Origin of the sequence: Bifidobacterium sp. SO4 (genome assembly GCF_018555355.1) — a bacterium.
Lineage (GTDB): Bacteria > Actinomycetota > Actinomycetes > Actinomycetales > Bifidobacteriaceae > Bifidobacterium > Bifidobacterium miconisargentati.
In genome coordinates this window covers 167764-190464 of the sequence record NZ_JAFEJP010000004.1, presented here as the reverse complement: position 1 = coordinate 190464, position 22701 = coordinate 167764, and the positions used below count along the sequence as shown (strand labels likewise).

Sequence of the window (22701 nt, the reverse complement as noted above, 5' to 3'; positions counted from 1 at the left end):
CCGGTTCGTGATTGTCGTGCCGTGATTGCGGCACCAACCGCCGATCAGCGGACGCGGCTGCTTAGGGCGGCGGCGTCCGCCTTGCGATCGACCACCCCCTTGAGTTCCAGCGCGCCGAGCAGGCTCAGCACGGTGCCGATATCCGGGATCTCGTCGTCGGCCAGCTCGTGGGCCACCTTCAGCAGGGCATCCGGCGTGACGATGAGATGCCGTCTGCGGCATTCACGGATAAGACCCACCATCAGCCGCTGCGGTTCGGGCAAGGTGCTCACGTCGATGGGAGGAAGTTGCATTTCGGCATCGGCGGGTTCCCGTAGATCGGGCACCTGCCTGCGAACCCCGGAGGAGCCGGGTTTCGCGCGGGTGCGGGCGGGAGAGGCCGCAGCCTGGGCCAAGGTGGGTTGTCCGCCGGTGCCGGACCGTCCTAGGGGAGACCGGCCTGCTTCGCCCCTCGAACCGGCCTTGGCGGCACTGCTTGCGGGAGAAGAGACCGCATCGCCTGATGAGGAAGCGACGGCAGGTGTTGTTGTGGCCGCATCGTCCTGCCGGTCGTGCGCATCCTCGGTTTTCACGGCGAAGCCGGGGCATGCCGCCATGATTGGCTGATGACGCTCATGGCAGATGTCGTCGGTGGAGGTGGCGGCGCACAGCAGTATGGCGCGATGGTCGCTGATCATCTTGTTGCAGCCGGCGTTGGATGGCTGGTTGATGTCTCCGGGCACCGCGTACACCTCGCGCATGAGCTCGCACGCCCAGCCCGCGGTGTTGAGCGCTCCGGAACGTAGTCGAGCCTGCGCCACCACCAGTGTGGAGGACAATGCCGCGATGATGCGGTTGCGTAGCAGGAAACGCCTCGCCTCGGGAATCGTATCCGGGCAGTGTTCGCTGATGAGCGCGCCGCCCTGCGCCTCGATACGCTCGAACAACGTGCGGTTGCGCATCGGCCCGATATGGTTGAGTCCGCCCGCGAACACGGCCACGGTCTTGCCCACATTCGCGGGATTGCGCCCGTGCAGCGCGTTCAACGCGCCCCAATGGGCGGCGGCATCCGTGCCCATCGCCCCGCCCGACACCACCAGATGGCCGGCGGCCGCGGCCTGCTCGGCCACGGTGTGCGCCACGAAACGACCATACTCGTTCACGTCACGCGAACCCACGATGCCGATGGGCTTGGCGCAGCTCGTCAACGCACGGGGATCGCCCCGGATCCACAGGCACAGCGGCGGCGCCCAGTCGGAGCGGATCGCGAGATCGGCCAACTGGTGCGGCCAGCATGGATGGTTCGGCCCGATCAGCCACATCGTGCCGTCCGCAGTGAACCAATCGGCCAGATGCAGGATGTCCTGTGAGGGCAGGTCGCGCATGCGATTATGCCAGGAGGACAGGGAGGCGCGGAAGGTCTTCATCATGTCCGCGGTGACGCTTCGTCCCCATCGGGTGATGCCGTTGACGAACATGCGGTCGATGCGCGCCAACGCCGGCCCGGACACCTCGGAGGGATGGCTCGGATGCGACTGCGCCAGCGCGTGCCACAACGATTCCGCGCTGCCCGCGCCCTTGAGTGTGGCGTACATCATCACATCCGTGCCATCCAGACAGAAGGTGAGCGCGGCCCGGTACAGGGCGTCGACGGAAGGGGAGGGAATCGCCCGGCGTGCGGTGCCGGCGGGAGTCTCGGAGCCGCCGGTGCTGCCGGAGAAAACGGGAACTCCTGGGAGAACGGAGGCGGCGGTATCGGCAGGAGACGCGGATGCAGCTGAATCGACGGATTGGGAAGCCGTCTGAGTCTTATGATGATCGGTCATTTACATCCTCGTCCTTAACTCGATACCCTGATGGACATCCTGCTCGGTGGGCGAATACCGGCCGTTCAAGTCGGCAAGCGTCCACGCCAGGCGCATGGCCCGGTCTGCGCCACGCAACGTGAGCTGATGATTGGAGAGTGCCTGGTTCACCAGTTCCATGGCCTTCAACGACGTGTTCGCGTGCAGCCAGTTGCCTGAGGCCTGCGCGTTGCAGGTCCATCCGAACTCCTGGAACCTGCGTTTGGCCACCATCCGGGCCTCGATGACCCGTTCGCGGATCCGCGCGCTGGACTCTCCCGGAGTCTCGTTGCGCACCGCTATGCGGGAGACCGGCGGCACGGCCAACTGGATGTCCACGCGGTCCAGGATCGGCCCGACCAGGCGGGAGAAATACTTCGTGCAATCCTTCTCCTTGCAGGTGCAGCGCTCGCCGGTGCCGTAATAGTATCCGCACGGGCAGGGGTTCGCGGCCATGACGAGTTGGAATCGTGCCGGATAGTAGGTGCTGCCCTTGGCCCGTGACAAGGCCACATACCCGGATTCCAACGGTTCGCGCAGCGTCTGCAGCGCCCGTGCCGAGAATTCCGGCGCCTCATCGAGAAACAGGATGCCCCGATGCGCCCGGGTGATGGCGCCCGGCATGGCGATGCCGCTGCCTCCGCCCACCAGCGCCGCCGTGGTGGCGGTGTGATGCGGAGCCTCGAACGGTGGCACATCCGTGATGCCGTACTGGGGCAGTGTGCCGCACAGGGAACGGATCGACGCCACCTCCAGCTGCTCCGGTTCGGCCAGCGGCGGCATGATGCCGGGCAATCGTGAAGCCAGCATGGTCTTGCCCGCGCCGGGAGGACCGGTCATGATGAGATTATGGCCGCCGGCCGCCGCCACCTGCAACGCCCATTTGGCGTATTCCTGGCCCAGCACCTCGCTCATATCGCCGCATGAGAGCATTGCGGACGGCGATGATTCCGCGGATTCGTCATCGGCGAGTATCAGCTCGGGAATGGTATAGGTGGCGTTGCCTCCCATGAGTTCGATGAGTTCGCCCACATGCCTGACGCCGATCACGTCCATGCCGTCCACCATGGCCGATTCCTCGAGATTGCGGTACGGGATGATCATCTTGCGTATGCCGCGTTCCTCGGCATGGAGCATGATCGGCAGCAACCCGTGGATGGGCAGCACCGAGCCATCCAGATTCACCTCGCCGAGCATGATGGTGTCCTCCAGACAGTCATGCCCGATCGCGCCGGCGGCGCACAGCACGCTGGCCGCGATGGCCAGATCATGCGAGGAGCCACGCTTGGGCATCGCCGCCGGGCTCATGTTCACGGTGACGCGCGTCTGCGGCCAGACGAATCCCGAGGCGTGGCAGGCGGATTTCACCCGTTCCCTGGCCTCGGACAGGCTCGTGTCCGGCAATCCGATGATGTTGAAGTAGGGGAGGCCCGGACTGATGAACGCCTGCACCTGCACGATGAAGGCCTTGAGCCCGACCAGTCCGACCGAGAGCGTTCTGCCGATGGCCATGCGTGGCTCCTTTCCGTATTTCAGAAGGCGTTGGGGATATGAAGCACCGAGGGGCGGCCCAGATGCATCACGACGGTGATGACATCGAACCGCACGCCGGCATGGGGTACGCGATTGCGACGGTCGACGAGCCATTCGCAGGCGGCGCGTCTGAGATTGCGCTGTTTGGCGGGCGTCACGGCCTCCTGCGGCACACCGTACTGGGCGTTGCGGCGGGATTTCACCTCCACGAACGCCACGATGCGTTCGGGAGTGAGCGCGACGATGTCCAATTCGCCATAGCGCGTGCGCCAGTTGCGAGACAACACGACCCATCCTTGGGCTTCCAACCAATTGGCTGCGTACTGCTCGCCGAGGGAGCCGAACCGTTTGGCGCTCATGGTGCGGTCGCCCATCAAGGCGGCGAGATGATCCAGAGGCGAGGACGATCCGGCGTCGGGAACGTCCAATGAAGGTTGCCGATAACCGGCGACGGTGCCGGTCCGGTCGTTGGAATTGAAGTCGGTGTGCGGAGCATTGCCCGGACAGTCGAAGGGACGCGGGGCGGTCGGGCGGATATCCCGGTGGAAACGGTACGGGGCGGAAGGCGGCGGTTCTGTGGCTATGGCATTCATGATTCCACTGTGCCGGGCGCGTGCATTCGGACACAAGTACGAACGGTGAATGTGGAGAACATGACGCGCCTTGGCGTGTTGTGGACAGCGTGTGGACGGAACCGCGGTTATCCACCTTTTGTTAGGAAGGTTTGCGGATATGTAGTCTTCTGGACGACAGGAATCGCCGTGAAGTCCTGCCGTGCGGTGATACGGTTGGAGTCAACGCTATACGATCATGGCGATCACAGGGGAAGCGGCATATGCAAGACGAAACCGAATCGACCCAGACGGTCCGCCCCATCGTGACCATCGGGCTACTGGACAACGACGAATTCTCCCTGGCGTTCCTCGAACGGTCCATTGGCGAACTCATGCCCGAGGCGCGCGTCATCTGGAAGACCACCTCCGGTCGTGACGCGGTGGCCCGCTGCCTGGACGCACGTACCAGCCCCAACGTGCTGCTCACCGACATGTCCATGGACGAACTGTCCGGACTGGTGGTGTGCAAGACCATTCGCACCGAGACCGCGCGCGTGATGATCCTCGCCGTCACCTCGTTCTCGTTGGCCGTGTATGCGGCGAAGGCAGCCGAAGCCGGGGCGCAGGGCATCGTGCCCAAATCCGTGGAGACGCCGATCATCCAGGCCATCCGCACCGTAGCCGCCGGCGGTACCTGGGGCGAAGGATTCGAGACCGCGGCGACGGCCCACGCGAGGTTGGGTGGGCGGCACACGCCGCGGCAACTGCTGCTCTCCGATCGCGAGGCCGAAGCCATGAACCTGTGCTCGCGAGGACTGGACACCGAGCAGATCGCCGAGAACATGCACCTGAGCCAATCCAGCGTCAAGACGTACCTCCAACGGGCCATCCGCAAACTCGGCGTCACCACGCGAGGCCAGGCCGTGGCCCTGTGGACCGGCGCCTCGGAAGGCGAACGATGAACGCCGGCATATCGGCTCCCAGCGGGGAGGACGGGCGCGTCGGCCGGGACAACGGGCCCGCGGCGGCCGCCGGAATCAGATTCGGGGAACCGACAATCACGTCCGGCGGCCCGGCGGCCGCGTTCCGCTGGCTGCGCGCGCACTGGTTCCGACTGGCCATCGCCGCGTTCGCGCTCGCCGCCACGCTGGTGGAATGGTCCGTGATCCCGCCGATCTATCCGCTGAACTTCCTGTTTTCCGGGCTTTCGGTGGTGGGCATCCTGCTCTCGCCCTTCCTGCCTCGCATCTCCGGCTGGCTCATCATCGTCACCGTGGTGGCGCGACTGTTCGTGCTCGACCTGTCCGGTCCGAACCCGCTGTGGGCCGCGTATCTGGCGCTCGCGATCATCGGGTACGACAGCGCGATACCGGTGGCCGTGGCGGCGCTCCTGACCGTCTCGCTCGCCGAATGCATACCGGTGGCGCTCAACACGTTCAATGCGCTGTCCGCCACATGGATCGGCATGGTCAACTACATCGGCATGTTCACGCTCGCCACCATGGGCGGCATGTCCTTTCGCTGGCGTCGGCAGCGCGACGAGATCCGCGAACAGGCCATGGTGCTGGAACGCCGACAATGGCAGCTGGATACGTTGCAGCGCAACACGCGACTGGCCTCGCGTATCCACGACTCGGCCAGCGGCGGACTCTCGTACATCGCGTTGACTGCGCAACGGCAACTGCGTCGTATCGGCGACGACGCGGAACATCAGGCTGAGCGTCAGGACTGGCAGTTCGTCAACGACCAGGCCCTGGCCGTACTGGATGAGATTCATCATGTCATCGATCTGCTGGAACAGCCCGAACGAACCGGGCAATCCGCGCCCCGCGTCGGCCGGCATCAAGATGCGATCGACACGGCGATACGGGACGCGAGGGCCAAGCTCGGGCAGTTGGGATTCGCGGGCACCATCGAATCGCGCGGCGAAATGCCGCAGGATTGCACGGACGAATCGATCGAGGCCGCAGCCGATCTTCTCGGCGAGATCGCGGCCAACATCACCCGGCACATGGGTCCGGCCCAAGGCGAGTACCGGTGCGTCGTCACGTACGGCGACGACGCCATCGAAATCATGGAAACCAACCCGATCATGCCGGCGAATAGGAGCGCCGGACTCAAGCCGCACGGCAGCGGACTGGCGATGCACCGGCGCATCATCACGCGGCTCGGCGGCGAACTCAATACCAGCGCCGAGGACGGCGACTGGGTGCTGTACGCGCGCATCCCCGCCGGGACAGGAGCTGTCCGGCCGAAATCGGGGCGTGCATCATGAAACGGGTCATGGATGCCGAGCGAATCGACCGTGATGATGAGACATTCGCGGATGCTGGCACGGCCGAGTCGTCCGAGATGCGGCACCCGGAGTCGGATTCGAACAAGAACCGCACCAGCTGGATGCGGCGACAAGGCAGTCGTCGGTGGCGTACCACAGCGGCCGTAATACTGGCGCTCGCCGTCATCGCCGTGACGGTTGCGGTCTCGCTCCTGCCCGAACCATGGAGGGACGTGCAGTCAAATGCGAAGACGAGCGCGAACGATCCGCTGCCCACGACCAGCGAACATCCGGACTTCACCGGACCGCACAAATACGAATTCCTCAACGCATGGAACAACCTGCACACCGAAGTGGGGCGCGACGTGCTGGAGGACGGCGTGGTGACCGACGACGAACGGAGCGAGGTCTTCTTGGCGTACAACCAATGCCTGTCCGTCTACGGCCTGCAGTCCCGGCCGTTCGTGGATGAGAACGGCAAGACCAATGGGCAGACGGTGGTGTCGATCCGCGGGTCCATGAGCAGCGAACAGCAGTCGGACGTCATCGACCAGTGTGCCATCGACTCCGATTACCGGTGGATCGAGCCATTGGCGGCATATGGCAGCGACCATCCCGCCGCATTAGGTGATATGCAGCGGTGATGTGCCACGGACGCTCCTTGTCATCCTGGGGACGACGTCCATCCGCGACATAGGCGGCTTCTTTCCGTACGGTTGACGGTGAAGCGGCGCATGGGCGCGGCGAGACGGCAAGGAGGCTGGGCATGAAGGGCGAACGAGCGGAGCGTCGGCTGGCAGCGGTGACGCTCACGACACTGTGCGTGGTTGGCATGGCCTGCATGCTGGCAGGCTGTGCGGGACCGGCCACGAATGCGGGAGACGGTTCGGCCGCCGGAACGGCAGACGGATACGATCTCAACGCGCACTATTCGGCGGAACTCAAACAAGCCCGTGCGCAACTCAAGGAGCAAGGCGACGGCTTCGCCGTGGGGATACTGGAGGATGGCGTCATCACCCAGGCCGAACTCGCCGAAGTGAATGACCGCATCGTGCAATGCCTGACCGATTACGGATACGCGAAGGACGCCATCGATATGGGCGAGCTCGGCTCAATGAGCGTGCATCCGCCCAGCGGCATGACACAGGAGGAATCCTCGGCCTGGGGCGGGTCGGTGAACCAGGACCTGCAGACCTGTGAGACCCGGGACGGCGCGCGTACCATATGGCAGCTGGCCAGCGCCGTGCAGGCCAATCCGAACAACGACGGCGCCGACATCCGGCAGACCATCGTCGATTGCTATGTGCGCGAAGGACTGGTGGAGCAGTCGTACACCGTGGATGACTACGATCGGGACAGCCGAGAGGGCACCGGCCCGTTCTCCGAGGCCCGCCGTGCCGATACAGGGTATCGGCAGAAGCTCGAAGCGTGTGGATGATGATCGACGCCGGCCGCCAACAGGGCCGGCGTTTTCACTTACGCGGGTCGTCATTGCATTGGATCCAGCTTTCGTAGTTCTGCTCGCTGTAGTACTTGCCGCCGGGGTTGGTGAACTGTTGACTGAACTGTAAGTATTCCTCGCCGTCCGCGTCGACGATCGGAACATCCTCCGCGGTGAACTCCGGGCCGACCGCACCCTTGCGCTTGAGGCATTCCGCCAGATCCTGACGTACCTCCTCCACGGTGCGGTTGCGCAATTCGCCATCCGGATCCTGAACCAGAGCGTTGTACAGGTGCGTGATGAAAAACTGGCCCGATTCCTTGGAACAGACGATGTCCTGCTCATTGAACCGCTGCTGCTCGGCGTCGCCCATATCGCCGCCCTGCATCTGGGCGGAACCATCCGGATACACGTAGTCGTATACGAATCCCGCATCCGCCATGCACGATTGGTACCGGCTCGCCACCTCCGTGGCCTCCGCCTCGGTGATCCGCTCGTCGCGCAGCACATCCTGCGCGAACGTGTTGCCGGTTTCGCGGGCTTGGTCATAGGACCGGCGGAAGTCCTCGGCCCATGGTCCGGAGAACGTCGGCTCGGCTTTTGCTCCGGCCTGTGGCGTGGATGCTGGACCGGTGCATGCGGCGGTGGAACACGCCAGCGCGAGGGCTAGCAGAGGAGCGGCGACCTTGGTGATTTGCGGGCGCTTCATCGTGCATCGTTCCTTTCCTCGGACCTCGATGTCCGTTTCGATATCTTCAGGCTATGGGCTGCGCTCGGGGCCGGCGAACAAGAGCGTAGTCCTGCGGACTACAGGGGGATTGCGGGCTTTGCGGATGCCGTGCCTAAGCTGAAATCGTGACAAGGAGGTCCGTCATGGACGATGGAGGGGCGATGAACGGAAAGGCGACGAAGGCGAGCAGTGTCAGGCGATCGGGCTGTCGGGGAGCCCGTCGTCTGGTTGCGGCCGCAGCAATCCCACTGGTCCTGTTGATTGCGGCGTGCGGGGCGCCGGCGAACAACGCAAACGGTGCGGCGGGCAGCGGCTCAAAACAAACCTCCGTGACCTGCAAGGCACCGGACTTCACCGGACCGTACGCCAGCGAATTCAAGGGCGCGCACGACCAGTCCAAAACCGAACTGGCCAAGCGCATCCTCGAGGACTGCCAAATCACCGATGCAGAACTCAACGAAATACTCGACGCACAGAACCAATGCTTGGCTCCCTACGGATTGGTCGCCACGAAAGGCCAGCTCGCCCGGCTGCGGGAAAGCGCCCTGAGCGACGAGGAGATGAACCAGAAGAATTCGGAATGCGCCGAGAAGACGGATCTGTGGAACGTCGAATCGATGTATGACGCGATGCAGGGCAACCCGGACAACCTCGACGCCGAGGCGCTCCATAAGGCGTCGTACGAATGCCTCAAGACGCACGACCTGCTGCCCAAGCCGTTGACCGAACAGGAATACCTGGACATGGAAGTCAGCAGCTCGCAAGGACTGAGCGAGGAGCAGATAGCGGAAAAGATCCGCAAGTGGAACGAGTTCTACAACATCTACATGGAGTACAACGACGACGGCAGCCGCAATCCGAACTACGACACCGCCAAGGCCACGCAGTTCTGGCAATGCCAGACCGACCCGATGAACCAGTGACGCCGCAACGATGCGACGCGACGACTTCACGACATCAAGGAGCCCATCATGGACAGGACGCAGACCGGCAACGGCAAGAAGGAAGCCCGTGCGGCCGCCAAACGAAACCGCGCGGAACAGCGGGCAGCCCGCAACGGCGTGGCGGTCTCCATCGTGGTGCTGCTCGCACTGGTGATGCTGGCGGTGGGAGTCGGCGGCGGATTCCTTCTGACCCGCTCGCAGATCCCGCCCTCACTGGTCTCCACGACCAAGGCGACCACGGTGAAAGTGTCGTCCACCCAGTTCGACGACTCACGTTCCGTGGCACTCACCGTAGCGTTGGGAGAATCCTCCACCGTCACCTCGCCGGTGAACGGAACCATCACCGGCACATCCGCCAGCGCCGGAACCACCATCTACTCGGGCGGCACCGTGTTCGACGTGGACGCGAAGCCAATACTCGCCCTGCACACCGACGTACCGCTCTACCGCACCCTCACCAGCGGCACGCAAGGACCCGACGCGGCCGGACTCAACGCCGCGCTGCGCCGGCTCGGATACGCCGCCCCCGACTCCGATTGGATGACCTGGGACACCATCGCCGCCTACAACGCGCTCGCCGACAGCGAAGGCGCGGCCCGCATCAGCGCGGACAGCGGCTGGTCCATCGGCCCCGGTTCGTTCGTATGGCTGCCCGCCGATTCGGTGACGGTCAAGCAATCCTCCATCGCCGTGGGCCGGCAAATCACGGCAGGTGCGGACCTGTTCACCACGGCCGCGATCCCGCTCAAGGCCACGATTCCCGCTGCGGCCTCCGACTTGGTGGCAGGCGACCGCATGATCGCCATCGGCGACCAGACCTTCACCGTGCCCGCGGGAACCACTGAGCTCACTGACCCGGCACTGCTGGCTGCGATCAACGCATCCACACCCTTCCGACTGGCCTTGCTCGGCTCGGACCAGAGCGGTTCGATGAGCGCGGGCGGCGGATCCGCGATAGCCTCCGGCGGAGCATCGGCCGGAGGAACGTTGAACGTGTCCTACGACTGGAAGCTCGCGCAACCGTTGACCGCGCTCAGCGTGCCGCCATCCGCCGTCTACGATGCCACGGGCGGTTCGGGATGCGTGAGCGTGGACGCCAAACCGGTGCCGGTCACCATCGTCGCTTCCCAACTGGGCAAGACGATGGTCTCCGTGGACGGTGCCTCGGCGTTCGACCACGTGGACGTGACCCCGCGGACCAGTGCGCATTGCAGCGCCGCGACCGGTGGAATGCCCGCCGATGACACGGTTTCGAGCGGCGTGACTGCGCATGATGCTCAAGGCGGTGAGTGAGATGCGCAACGTCCGGTGGCCTTCATGGCGGGGGAGGGCCGAGGCATCGGTTCGTGCCGCGATCTATACCGCCGATGCGCAGGATGATCGGGCGGATATGGATTCCTCTTCGAGTGAGCATGCTGCCGGCGAGGATCGTCGCGTGCTCTTGCGGGACGTGGGGCACAGCTTCGACCGCACCGGCGAGGACATGCTGTTCCGGCATCTGACCATGACCCTGCACCCCAAGCACGTGTACGCGCTGACCGGGCCGTCCGGTTCGGGCAAATCCACGCTGCTGTCCATCATCGCCGGATGGGTCGCACCGGTGACGGGCACGGTGGAACGCATCGGATGCGGGCGCGTGTGCTGGGTGCTGCAGAACCCGCACGGCGTGGCACTACGGTCCGCACTCGACCATGTGGCATTGCCGTTCATCGCGCGAGGCGAACGGCGGCATGACGCCGAAACGCACGCCATGGAACTGCTGGACGCCTTCGGGTTGACGACGTTGGCGCGCAAACCCTTCCGAGACCTCTCCGGCGGGGAAGCACAACGGCTCATGCTCGCCCGAGGCGTGGCCTCCCACGCCGGACTCCTGCTCGTGGACGAGCCGACCGCGCAACTGGATCTCAACACCGCCGCCACGGTCAACGAACACCTGCACAACCTCTCGATGAGCGGCGCGATCGTGGTGGTGGCCACGCACGACCCGCGCACGCGCGACGCCTGCACCGACCTCATCGACTTGAGGGATTGGCAAAGCGACGAGGTCGCCGGGCGCGATGAGACGCCGGCCGTCAATGGGCATGAGCCAAGGGCAGGGGAATCGCAATGAGTGACAGGACACGGATGAACCGGCCGCGCATGCGCCTGGCCGGCATGCTGGGGGAGGCATGGCGCGACCTCATCACCGGAACCAGCCACGCCTGCGCGTTGGCCGTGGGACTCGCCTGCCTGATGGCATTGCTGGCGGGCGCCGACTGGCTCACCATCGCCGCGATTCAGAAGCAGACGGACGAGTACGTAGCCTCGGGCGGATCCACTTGGATCATGGAGTACAACAACCGTATCGACGGTGCGGCCTGCGACCGGCTTGCTTCGCTGGATGGCGTGCAGGCGGCCGGAGCCGTGCGCCAGACCGATCGGAAGATGACGTTCGCGGCCCTGCCGTCCACCGGCGTGCCCGTAATGGAGATCACACCCGGCGCGGCCAACGTATTCATGCTGAGCACCACCGGCACGGGGTGGGGCAGCGGTGCCGGCGTCCAGGCGGCAAGCGAGTCCAGTGCGGCGACGGGTGCCGGGGTCAGTGCCGGAACCCTTGCGCCGCGCACATCCGTGGATGTGGCGGGAACGTTCACCGGCGGCGTCTTGCTCTCGAAGGAGGCGGCGGCTCCGTTCGCGGTATCGACGGGGCAAACGTTGGCATTGAAGGACGGTCGCAACGTCACCGTGGCCGGCGTGTTCGACTGGCCGGATGACGGACGCAAATCCGGCTTCTCCTACGCGGCGCTGACACCGGTGCCCGCGGATTCGGAAGCGGCGTTCAACCAATGCTGGGTGCGCGCATGGCCCGAAACCGAAAACCTCGAATCATTACTGAGACTGGCAGGTGAAGGCACCGCTACGGGAACCGAGGCGGAGCGGCCGCAGATCTACAAACTCAACACATCCAAGGGCAGCGTGCTGGACAGCACGGCTCTGTTCGAGATGCGGCTGACCGTCTATGCGCCGTGGATCGCGCTTGCGGCGGCGCTGGTGCTGGGATACATCGCCACGCGGATGCGCAAATTGGAGATGGCTTCCGCGCTGCATTGCGGCGTGCCGAAGACGGCGTTGCTCATGCAGATCGCATTGGAAACACTGGTGTGGGCCGTGGCGGGCGTGCTGCTGGCCAGTCCGTTGCTGGCTTGGGTGTGGCTGGAGAATCGTGGGGATGAGGCCGCGGCTCTGACCGACACGCTGCTGCGCGTGCCGGTGGCGGCGGTCGTGGGTGTGATGCTCGGCGCGTGCGTGGCGGTGTTGCTTACGCGCGAGAGCCATCTGCTGAAGTATTTCAAGAACCGGTGATGGGACTTGGCTCCCCTCTTCGAGGGGAGCTGGCCGCGAAGCGGACTGAGGGGAGCTTTTCTATTGCGTAAACTCCCCTCAGTCTCACTTCGTTCGACAGCTCCCCTCAGAGAGGGGAGCCAAGATCAAGTAACCTCGGGCGGAAAGAGAAGGCCGAGATTTAGTTAGCGGAGACTTACTTCACGAGGGCGGTGAGCTCGCCGAGGTTGAGCTCGAAGCTCACGCCGCGCTCCTCGAAGTTGGGCTGGTGACGGGTGCTCTCCATCGCGTGACGCACGAACTCGCCGGCGATTTCGGCGGACTCGGCCAGACCGCGGCCCGCCAGCACGGCACCGCACAGCGCGGAGGCGAAGGCATCGCCCGTGCCGTGGATCATATACGGTAGCTTGTCATGCGCGAGCTCGATCTTGTTCTCGGCACCGGTGGTGGCGCTGGCCACGTAGTTCACGATCTTGCCGTCGCCGTGGTCGATGCCCTTGAGGACCACGTTCTTGGCACCCAGCTTGAGCAGCGCGTCGAGCAGATTGGTCACCGCGGCGTCGTCCAGATCCTGGCCGGGGTAGTCGCGCTTGGTGAGGATCGAGGCCTCGGTGAGGTTCGGCATGAGCACGTCGGCGCCGTCCGCCAGTGCGCCCATCGCCTCGCACAGCTCCGGCGTGTAGGTGGGGTACATCTGGCCGGCGTCGCCCATGACCGGGTCCACCAGGCGCAGGGCCTTCGGGTACTCGCGGTACAGGCGCTGGATGATCGCCACCTGGTCGGGCGAGCCCAGGAAGCCGGAGTACACGCCATCCAGGTCGACGTTCTCCTTCTGCCATGCGTCAAGGTAGCCGGAGAGGATATCGGTGGTGTCGTGGAAGGTGAACACCGCGTAGCGGGTGTGCGCCGAGAACAGGGCGGTCGGCACCGGGCACACATCGCAGCCGGCGGCCGAAAGAATCGGGATGGCCGCGGTCAGCGAGCACTTGCCGTAACCGCACATGTCATGCACGGCGGCCACGCGCGGAATGTACAGCGGGTCGCGATCGTACAACGTAACGTCAGCCATGAATTGCTCCAATCATCGGATGGAATGGTGGAATCGAACGAAGCCGACTGTAGTCGATGCGTGTTGCGCGTGCCCGGCGTGTCGCACGTATCGAGACGACTTTTCCGAGCGTTCATGGCACCTCTGAGCCCAATGATCCCAACGGGTTATAAGGGTCTATAGGCAACCCCGATAACGATCGGCTTGCCTCAGACGGTGCGGCGCGCGTACCTTCATAACCAACACCTCGCCAACCGCCGAACACGGCAGGCGGGTGACGAGGAAAAGAACCTCGCGACCAAGCACAACAGCAAGGAGCACACCAATGGCCGAGAACAAGAAGTACCGTTTTGAAACCCTGCAGCTGCACGTGGGCCAGGAGCAGGCCGACCCGGCCACCGACTCCCGTGCGGTGCCGATCTACGCCACCACTTCCTACGTCTTCCACAACTTCGACCACGCCGAGGCCCGCTTCGGCCTCGCCGATCCCGGCAACATCTACGGCCGTCTGACCAACTCCACCCAGGGCGTGTTCGAGAACCGCATCGCCGCCCTCGAGGGTGGTACCGCCGGCTTGGCCGTCGCCTCCGGTGCGGCAGCCGTGGAATACGCCGTGCGTAACATCACCCAGTCCGGCGACCACATCGTCTCCTCCAAGAACATCTACGGCGGCACCTTCAACCTGCTCAAGCACACCCTGCCGCGCGACGGCATCACCACCACCTTCGTCGACCCGGAGGTTCCGCAGAACTTCGAGGACGCCATCCAGGAGAACACCAAGCTCGTCTACTTCGAGACCTTCGGCAACCCGAACGCTGATCTGCCGGACTTCGAGGCCATCTCCGAAATCGCCCACAAGCATCACCTGCCGGTGATCGTGGACAACACCTTCGCCACTCCGTACCTGTTCCGCCCGCTGGAGCACGGCGCCGACGTGGTGGTCGAGTCCGCCACCAAGTTCATCGGCGGCCACGGCACCACCCTCGGCGGTGTGATCGTCGAAGGCGGCAAGTTCAACTGGGCCGAGGTGCCGGGCAAGTTCCCGACCCTGACCGAGCCGGACCCCTCCTACCACGGCCTGAACTTCTACGAGGCTCTCGGCGGTGCCGCCTTCGTGACCCGCGTCCGCGCCATTCTGCTGCGCGACACCGGCGCCACCCTGTCTCCATTCGCCGCCTTCCTGCTGCTGCAGGGCACCGAAACCCTGTCCCTGCGCGTCGAGCGCCACGTCCAGAACGCTCTGAAGGTCGTCGAGTACCTGCAGACCGTGCCGGAAGTCGAGTCCGTCTCCCACCCGTCCATCCCGGGCCGTCCGGATCACGACCTGTACGAGAAGTACTTCCCGAACGGAGCAGGCTCCATCTTCACCTTCGATATCAAGGGCGGAAAGGATGCGGCTCGCGTCTTCATCGACAATCTGCACCTGTTCTCTCTGCTGGCCAATGTGGCCGACGCAAAGTCCCTCGTCATCCACCCGGCTTCCACTACGCACTCCCAGGAGACCCTGGAAGAGCTCGAGGACCAGGGCATTCACCAGGGCACCATCCGCCTGTCCATCGGCACCGAGAACATCGAGGACATTCTCGATGACCTGAAGGGCGGCTTCGAAGCCCTTCGCGCTTCCGGCTTGGCCAAGTGAGGTCGACAGGAGGGTTGACGGCCCGATGAGAAGGGGCGCGATGCTAATGGGGTGCATCGCGAATCATCGAGCCGCATGGGGTGCCTTCCGTCCGATAACTTGACTCAAGGAGTAGAAAGCTCGCACTGACGTCATGCAGTGCGGGCTTTCTTGCGTCTGTATGCCTCACACTGTTTGCGCAGAGGCATGAATAGTGTGAGACCTGAGACGACATAATCCTCAAGGATGAGGGCCGGCGCGTGGCCCCTAGCCCAATTCAGTCTGGCGCACGATGGGGCGCGCCGTTATTTCTTCATAAGTTGGAATCGTCATCCGGGCATAAGGCCCGGCCAAATATGGAGAGGCATTATGAACGTGCAGAACCCGGCCGCATCGCGCGGCATCGCTATTCAGGCCGTCGACTTGGTCAAGAACTACGGCACCGGCAGCAATATGGTCCGTGCCCTGCGCGGCGTGAACGTGAGTTTCGAACGCGGCAAATTCACCGCCATCATGGGCCCGTCCGGCTCCGGCAAATCCACGCTTATGCACACGCTCGCCGGCCTCGACTCCGCCACATCCGGGCATATTCTTTTCGGCGGGGCAGACCTGACCCGCATGGACGACAAGCAGCTCACCTTGCTACGTCGCCACAAGATCGGCTTCATCTTCCAAAGCTTCAACCTGTTGCCCATGTTCACCGCCGAACAGAACATCCTCATGCCACTGACTCTCGCCGGAGACAAGCCCGACCACGCCTGGTTCGACCTGCTCGTCGATACCCTGGGACTGAAGCAGCGCCTGAACCACCGACCGAATGAACTGTCCGGTGGCCAGCAGCAGCGCGTGGCCATCGCCCGCGCGCTGATTACCAAGCCGAAGCTGGTGTTCGCTGACGAGCCGACCGGCAACCTCGACTCCGTTTCCAGCGCCGAAGTGCTCGGCTTCCTGAAGCGTTCGGTCAACGAGCTTGGCCAAACCATCGTCATGGTCACGCACGATGCGGTCGCCGCGTCTTACGCCGACCGTGCGCTCGTGTTCGCCGACGGCCAGATCGCGGCGGACGTGAACAAGCCGACAGCAGACCAGATGAGTGAACTGTTGATGAAGGAACGCGAAGCCGCCACAATGAATGCGGCTTCCGCGAGACATTCCCACTAAACGCACTGTAGAAGCATTCGAAGAAGGGAACAGAATTCACCATGTGGTCCATCACTTTGAAACTCATGCGAAAAACCAGGCGCATGCTCATACCCGCAGGCATCGCCATCATGATCGGCACGGCGTTCATCGCCAGCACCTTCCTGTTCGGCAATGCCATGAACGACTCCCTGACACGGCGGCTGACCGCCATGTTCGGAAACGCCAACTATGCGGTGACCGTCAACAGCTCCGACTTGAGTGATGAGGAACTCAACGAAGCGTACTCCAGCACTGTCGGCGACTTCCATCTCGACCAGATCGCCGGCATCGAAGGGGTCGACGGCGTCCGCGCCTCGGTGGAAACCGGCGTCAGCATTTCCAAAGGAGACAGCACCATCAGCGGTGAGATCATCTCCACCGCGGCACAGAAGAACATGCTTCCCGTGAATATTACGGAAGGGGACCAGCCGAAGGGCTCCAACGAAGTCGCACTGCCGGAAGACATGGCGAAACAGCTGAACGTCGGCATTGGCGACACAGTAAGCCTGACCTCCCAATATGGGGTAGGCACCGATGGCAAAGCCAAAGCGGACAACGTGCGCGTGGTCGGACTCACCTCCGACCCGAACGGCGCCTACTCGTACTATGGCGGTGCGATCGTAGGATCCAACAATCTGCTTGCCGCAATGCAGGGAACGGACGATTTCAACACCACCGGAACAACAACGGTATACCTCGACCTTGCCTTGGATGGAAACAGCGCATCCGCAAAAACCATCAACAGTGTGAGAGCGTTGCTGCCAAAGCATTTCGATCTGATGCCGCGACAGCAGGTCAGTGACGAAAGCATCAAATCCTTAACCGGCAACCAAACCAGCATCGTCACCACATTCCTCATGTGCTTCGGCGTGCTTGCCATGTTCGTGGCGGCACTGGTGATCGCCAACACGTTCCAAGTACTCGTGGCGCAACGCCGCCGCACACTCGCCTTGCTGCGCACCATCGGCGCGAAAAAAGGCCAGCTGTATGGTTCCGTGCTGTCCGAAGCGGCAGTGCTTGGCTTCGTTGCATCCGTGCTTGGCGTGGTGCTGGGAAGTCTGCTCATGTGGGGCATGTGCGTCAGCGACATCATGCAAGAGGGTATGCGATTCAATTTCTCTTGGCAAGCCGCCGTCGTACCCATTCTTTTCGGTATTGTGGTGACGGTGCTCGCATCCTTGGGATCCGCACGTTCCGCTACTGCGGTGACACCATTGGAGGCATTGCGCCCGATCGAACTGACCGACAACCGTCGTTCCAGCCTCACGCGAGCCATAATCGGTATTCTGATGGTGGTAGTCGGTATCGCCATGGCAGTATTTTCCATCTGGCAGGTACAAGCCACCAATGGCGGCGAGGAAGCGAACAGCGATCAATTCACGATGATTCTGCTCATAGCCATCGCCGGTGCCGCACTGGTGTTCCTCGGCATGGTAGTCACCGCGGTGTTTTGGATGCCGGCCCTCATGAAGGGCGTTGGAGCGTTGGCCTCACTGACAGGCCCTTCCGCAACGGTTGCGCACGCCAACATTCAGAAGAATCCGCGACGCATCGCAGCAACCGGTGCCGCTCTGCTCATCGGCGTCACCCTGGTTTCCACCATTGCAACCGGTGCCGCTAGCGCCAAAGAGACTATGAATGGTGCGCTCGCCACCCGTTATAGCGTCGACATCGTGGCCATGGGCGATGACATCAGTCAGCAAATGGTCAAGGATGTAGCCGACATCAACGGCGTGTCCGACACATTGTATGCGCCGGCGGTTTCCGTGACCTTGGAGAAAGCGGATGGAACCCAGCCTACGTCCGCATTGCTGGTCGGTGTGAAGAACATCGATCAGGTCAAGCAGGTCATGCGTGCCAACTTGGGTAACGCCTCCATCGACAGTGATAGCGTGCTCATGCCAACATACAATGCGCAAACCGGCAAGGAACTGCAGTTCGCCAATGGCACGGCTGATTTCTCTACCGAATGGAACCAGGACGGCGTCACTACGCGTTCGCTGACATTGCAAGCAAACCAAGCCGACTACCGTCGCGTATCCGCACAGTATGGAGCTGTCGGATTCGTGGATGAAAGCCATTTCACCAATGGTGACCTCGATGCCGCCACCCATGTGTTGCTGGTCAAGGCAGATACTGACAAGTCAGGAGTTTCCGTTGACGGCATCTACAACGACATGCAGGCCGCATTGGAGAAGAGCGCTGATGCGACAGTGACAGGACCGATCGCCGAACGCATCGTATGGGCGAAGATGATCGACTCCATGATGATGCTTCTGGTGGGATTGATCGCTGTGGCCGTGCTCATCGCACTTGTCGGCGTGGCCAACACGCTGTCGCTGTCAGTGATCGAACGCACCCGAGAATCCGCCACATTGCGCGCCATCGGCATGACCCGAGGCCAGCTGCGACGCTCTCTTGCGGTGGAAGCCCTGCTCATCTCGCTGGTATCCGGCATCGCGGGCGTACTACTTGGCACCCTGTTCGGCTGGCTGGGCGCATACGTGGTGTTCAGTATGTACGGCAAAGTGGTGTTCCCGTTCGAATGGGGCATTAACGGCATCGTACTCGCCGTGGCAGCCGTGGCAGCATTGCTCGCCAGCGTATTCCCCGCACGCAGGGCAGTGAGCACGCCTCCTGTTGAGGCGCTCGCCGAAGCCTAAGCTTCATAGCAAACACAACGAAAAGGACTCCTGCCACAAACATGGTAGGAGTCCTTTTTGCGTATCATGCATACGCAAAACAACAAATCAATCAGACCAAATGGTTTTCGTAAGCGAACACCACCGCCTGCACACGGTCACGCGCATTGATCTTCGCCAGAATATGCGCCACATGCGTTTTCACCGTCGGCAGGCTGATGAAAAGCTTATCGGCAATCTCCTGATTCGACAATCCATGCGCGATCTCAATAAGCACTTCGCGCTCGCGATCGGTCAGTTCATCTAATTCCGGATCGGTGTACGTCGAATCAGAAGTGGAAGAAGCAGTGGAATTTCCATGTGCGCCAACATTCGCAGCCATGAAATCGCCTTCCATCATTTTCTCGATAAGACGTTTCGTGGCGGACGGTGCGATAATCGCATTACCTTGAAAAACCGTGCGAATCGAATTCAACAACGTTTCCGGTTCCGTATCTTTCAGCAGAAAACCGGAAGCCCCGGCAGTGATCGCAGCCATAACATATTCATCCAAATCGAATGTCGTCAGAATGATCACTTTGGTATGAGTGACTTCTGATTGCGTTCCATCGGCAGCAAAGCGATGCTGCAACGCACTGATTTGCCGAGTCGCCTCGATACCATCCATGCCGGGCATACGCACATCCATCAACACCACGTCAGGATGCAGCGTTTCCGCCAACGCCACAGCCTCTGCACCATCGCGAGCCTGCGCCGCAACCGCCATATCAGGTTGGGACCCGATCACCATGGCGAAACCGGCACGTACCAATTCCTGATCATCGGCAATGACCACACGAATCTTCTGTTCTTCACTCATACTCTCCACCTTATCGGCATTGTTCCGCTCACAGCGCGAAACAAACCCTTAAATCTCCCTGAAAACTTGAACCGGCTATCGAGACGCGCGCTGCAGCTGCTCCTCCAGCGGTGCTGCGGGCCTCAACTGTAGTTCGCTCGCGCTACCGGCATGAGCGTCATCGCTGAAACCAGTCTCACGAAGCACGCCAAGCAGTTCGCGCATACGTTTAAGCGCGGCGCGCCCCTGTTCTCCAATGGCTTTGAACGCTGTGGAAATCTCGTCGGCGGTAGGCTCTTTGCCTTGTGCTTCGGCGCGATCCAGCATGCGGATACCATCGACGGCTTGGTTAATCACGCTGTTCAACGTGGCAGTGACCTCAGCCTGAATGCTGGCACTGATACGGTCACGTTCCATATTCGCCGCGAGAATACGCTGCTTCTCCTGCTCGGCCACTAGCGCTTCCTCTCGCGCCTGCAACACCAGTGCGTTTGAATCACTGGAATGAGCCCAACGTGCCCACGCCATAATGCCGGCGCACAGCATCAGCACTGCAACCGTATACATAACGCCGGTAAAGAACGCCGCCGTATTACTTGAAGTGACTGAAACCGGTTTCGTCAAGCCTGCAAAAGCGGCGATGGCGCCGAACAAGGTAGTGTATCCGTGTTGATAAGCCGCGATTTTCAAGCCCATCAGCACCGAACAGGTAGCGGCGGCAAGACCGGTCCAACGCCATGCGTGTTCACGCCCATACAATACGGCTGAATACAGCGCACACAGCGACGCTACGATATGTCCAACCTCAATCGATTCCAAAAACACCAATTGCGCAACCGACAATACGAACACAATAAGCGCGCAAGTCTCGGGGAACCTGCGTCGAAGAGCCAGCGCCAGCAAGCAGCATGCGGCGATCGCATGAGAGAGCTGCACATGAGGTGAACTATCAAAAAAGAACGTAATCGACATGCGATTCAGCAGCATGACCAATGCCACGGCACCAACGGAATCCATGAGCGCATAATGGCGCTGCGTCCACACGGAAACACGTTCCACCCAATTCAGTCCTCGTGAATTGGATGTATTTGCAAGTTCTACGGATTTCAGTTTCAACGATTTGAGCAAATCATGCAGATTGGGTGCGGTGATGCGCAAATGTTGCAGGGCATTCGAACGATGATCGCGACCGGTTGGTTGGTTGGTTTCCTGCGTCTGCTTCGATGGTTGATCTGGGATTCGCGCCGATATGTTGACGACTGTGTGAGGTGCGATTGCTTCGTCGGATAATTTCGCTTTGCTGGATATGGCAGTTGTGTTGCACGATTCGGACTGTTTCGAGGCATACTGTTCGCCGGTTTCGTCTGTTACCTGTTCTTTACCGCCGTAAGGCAGAGTGGCCATGACTTCGAAGCCTCCGCCGAGTTGAGGGCCAGCCTGCAATGAGCCTCCGGCTGATTCGATGCGTTCTTTCATGCCCAACAGGCCGTACCCTGGCGTATGCCCGTCGACATTGGCTGCCGCGCCACGACCATTGTCGGCGATGGTCAAAGTGAGCAAACCGTTGTTCCATGACTCTTTAATGTGCACATCGACGTGTGGCCCCGCATACTTGCGGATATTCGTCAGCGCCTCCTGCACTATATGGTAGGAAGCTATCGAGGCTTGTTCACCGAGTTGTTCCGGGCTGGCGGTGCCGGTGATATTCCGTTGGATTCGAATGTCGGGGGAGACGTTTTGCGCTTGTTCCACAAGATTGCCGATATCGTTATAATCGGCGTGCGGCGAACCCCCGAATACTCCCAGAAGACGTTGCATGTCATGCAGTGCGCGTTCCGATTCGTGTCGAATCGTCTCCATGGTGTTTCTGGCCACCGTGGGATCATGCGTGCCTGCATAGCGACCGCCATCAGACTGCACGATGATGATTGACAGGGTGTGCGCCACCACATCGTGCATGTCACGTGCGATGCGTGCGCGTTCCGCCAACGCGGCGATATCGCGTTCATCCTGGTCTCGCGCGGCGATTGCCTCATTGCGTTCCCGCATCATGCGAATGGTTGCCAGACGGGCACGCTGCCAGAACGCTACAATGACGGTGGAAATGATACATACTTCGAAAATCGGCGTCAGCACCAGCATGGAATGCGCCACCATGTCGGCGACTTCCGATATGGATGTTCCTGTGTAGATGGAACCGAGAGTGTCTTCCGTGACCATAACGCCATTTGGATTTGAGTCATTCCAGCTGCTCCATGTATGCACTTTGCCTCCGGTGAGCAGTGGTCCATTGGTCATGGTCCATGCCGCCAGCGCCGAAGCCAGAAGACCGATGGTCAACGCCAGAATAATGAAGGCTTTCGTGTTTTTGGGATTGCCGTAGACGATCACTGAATACAGCATGAACAATGCCAGAATATCGGCGCCCAACAGGCAGGGGCCAAATATGAGATGCGCCAAGGTCAATGCCACGCAGAGCAACGCTCCGGTCTGCGGCCACCATCGACGGATTAGCAGCGGAATAAGCATTGCCGCTTCCCATGCCATCTGCGTGGAAGGCTTAAGGTCAAACAGCAATCCCGGATTATAGGTGATGCCGCTGGTCACGCCGAACAGCAGAACACCTATAACAAGCGTGATGATGAGATCGCCTGCGAAGACATGACCATGCATCCACGACAAGAGACGCTGCTTGAAATTCGACATACGTTCCACCCTAGCGCCAGATATGCTGTGACGCCATCATGCG

18 protein-coding genes are annotated in these 22701 nt (G+C 61.9%); 11 read left to right on the top strand and 7 right to left on the bottom strand.

All coding sequences use genetic code 11. The annotated features are described in order from the left end of the window. Positions 1 to 44 precede the first annotated feature (44 nt). From JS536_RS04885 to JS536_RS04875, 3 genes are all read right to left on the bottom strand, one after another. Complete coding sequence (locus JS536_RS04885; RefSeq protein ID WP_214356015.1) at positions 45 to 1577, bottom strand: DNA-processing protein DprA; 1533 nt, start codon at positions 1575 to 1577, stop codon at positions 45 to 47. A gap of 228 nt (positions 1578 to 1805) precedes the next feature. Then, on the bottom strand, positions 1806 to 3335 hold the full coding sequence (locus JS536_RS04880) for a YifB family Mg chelatase-like AAA ATPase (RefSeq protein ID WP_214356001.1): 1530 nt from the start codon (positions 3333 to 3335) through the stop codon (positions 1806 to 1808). Positions 3336 to 3355: 20 nt separating this feature from the next. Continuing rightward, positions 3356 to 3949 (bottom strand): YraN family protein, encoded by a 594-nt coding sequence (locus JS536_RS04875; RefSeq protein ID WP_214356000.1) that lies wholly within the window; start codon positions 3947 to 3949, stop codon positions 3356 to 3358. Positions 3950 to 4191: 242 nt separating this feature from the next. Between JS536_RS04875 and JS536_RS04870 the strand changes: the two genes are divergently transcribed. From JS536_RS04870 to JS536_RS04855, 4 genes are all read left to right on the top strand, one after another. Further along, the gene (locus JS536_RS04870; protein WP_214355999.1) at positions 4192 to 4872 is read left to right on the top strand and encodes a response regulator transcription factor; all 681 of its coding nucleotides are present in this window, start codon (positions 4192 to 4194) and stop codon (positions 4870 to 4872) included. Next, positions 4869 to 6185 carry a hypothetical protein gene (locus JS536_RS04865; protein WP_214355998.1) on the top strand — a complete coding sequence of 439 codons (1317 nt, stop codon included), beginning with the start codon at positions 4869 to 4871 and terminating at the stop codon, positions 6183 to 6185. The genes JS536_RS04870 and JS536_RS04865 overlap by 4 nt, the downstream gene beginning before the upstream one ends. An 8-nt stretch (positions 6186 to 6193) precedes the next feature. After that, positions 6194 to 6829: a hypothetical protein gene (locus JS536_RS04860; RefSeq protein ID WP_214355997.1), complete on the top strand. Its 636-nt coding sequence runs from the start codon at positions 6194 to 6196 to the stop codon at positions 6827 to 6829. A gap of 122 nt (positions 6830 to 6951) precedes the next feature. Beyond that, positions 6952 to 7623, top strand: a complete 672-nt coding sequence (locus tag JS536_RS04855; protein WP_214355996.1) for a hypothetical protein — start codon at positions 6952 to 6954, stop codon at positions 7621 to 7623. 34 nt (positions 7624 to 7657) lie between these two features. Here JS536_RS04855 and JS536_RS04850 read toward each other — a convergent pair whose 3' ends face one another. Beyond that, complete coding sequence (locus JS536_RS04850; RefSeq protein WP_214355995.1) at positions 7658 to 8335, bottom strand: hypothetical protein; 678 nt, start codon at positions 8333 to 8335, stop codon at positions 7658 to 7660. 350 nt (positions 8336 to 8685) lie between these two features. Here JS536_RS04850 and JS536_RS04845 point away from each other — a divergent pair, with 350 nt between their 5' ends. The 4 genes from JS536_RS04845 (at position 8686) to JS536_RS04830 (ending at position 12645) form a co-directional block, all read left to right on the top strand. Further along, on the top strand, positions 8686 to 9279 hold the full coding sequence (locus JS536_RS04845) for a hypothetical protein (RefSeq protein WP_214355994.1): 594 nt from the start codon (positions 8686 to 8688) through the stop codon (positions 9277 to 9279). Between the two features lie 48 nt (positions 9280 to 9327). Next, the gene (locus JS536_RS04840; protein WP_214355993.1) at positions 9328 to 10593 is read left to right on the top strand and encodes a hypothetical protein; all 1266 of its coding nucleotides are present in this window, start codon (positions 9328 to 9330) and stop codon (positions 10591 to 10593) included. A gap of 97 nt (positions 10594 to 10690) precedes the next feature. Next, entirely contained in the window at positions 10691 to 11410 is a 720-nt protein-coding gene (locus JS536_RS04835; RefSeq protein WP_214355992.1) for an ATP-binding cassette domain-containing protein, read from the top strand. After that, positions 11407 to 12645 (top strand): hypothetical protein, encoded by a 1239-nt coding sequence (locus JS536_RS04830; RefSeq protein ID WP_214355991.1) that lies wholly within the window; start codon positions 11407 to 11409, stop codon positions 12643 to 12645. Before JS536_RS04835 ends, JS536_RS04830 begins: the two co-directional genes overlap by 4 nt. A 175-nt stretch (positions 12646 to 12820) precedes the next feature. Here the strand turns inward: JS536_RS04830 and JS536_RS04825 are convergent, their stop codons facing one another. Beyond that, on the bottom strand, positions 12821 to 13693 hold the full coding sequence (locus JS536_RS04825) for a pyridoxamine kinase (RefSeq protein ID WP_214355990.1): 873 nt from the start codon (positions 13691 to 13693) through the stop codon (positions 12821 to 12823). A 304-nt stretch (positions 13694 to 13997) separates the two neighbouring features. Between JS536_RS04825 and JS536_RS04820 the strand changes: the two genes are divergently transcribed. The 3 genes from JS536_RS04820 (at position 13998) to JS536_RS04810 (ending at position 19135) form a co-directional block, all read left to right on the top strand. Continuing rightward, positions 13998 to 15311 (top strand): O-acetylhomoserine aminocarboxypropyltransferase/cysteine synthase family protein, encoded by a 1314-nt coding sequence (locus tag JS536_RS04820; protein ID WP_214355989.1) that lies wholly within the window; start codon positions 13998 to 14000, stop codon positions 15309 to 15311. A 348-nt stretch (positions 15312 to 15659) separates the two neighbouring features. Next, positions 15660 to 16451, top strand: a complete 792-nt coding sequence (locus JS536_RS04815) for an ABC transporter ATP-binding protein (RefSeq protein ID WP_214355988.1) — start codon at positions 15660 to 15662, stop codon at positions 16449 to 16451. 41 nt (positions 16452 to 16492) lie between these two features. Then, on the top strand, positions 16493 to 19135 hold the full coding sequence (locus tag JS536_RS04810; protein ID WP_214355987.1) for an FtsX-like permease family protein: 2643 nt from the start codon (positions 16493 to 16495) through the stop codon (positions 19133 to 19135). A gap of 91 nt (positions 19136 to 19226) precedes the next feature. On the opposite strand, the gene JS536_RS04805 is transcribed toward JS536_RS04810, so the two are convergent. Beyond that, positions 19227 to 19973, bottom strand: a complete 747-nt coding sequence (locus JS536_RS04805; protein WP_032684650.1) for a response regulator transcription factor — start codon at positions 19971 to 19973, stop codon at positions 19227 to 19229. Between the two features lie 75 nt (positions 19974 to 20048). Then, positions 20049 to 22658, bottom strand: coding sequence for a histidine kinase (locus JS536_RS04800; protein ID WP_214355986.1), 2610 nt, complete (start codon positions 22656 to 22658; stop codon positions 20049 to 20051). Positions 22659 to 22701 lie beyond the last annotated feature (43 nt).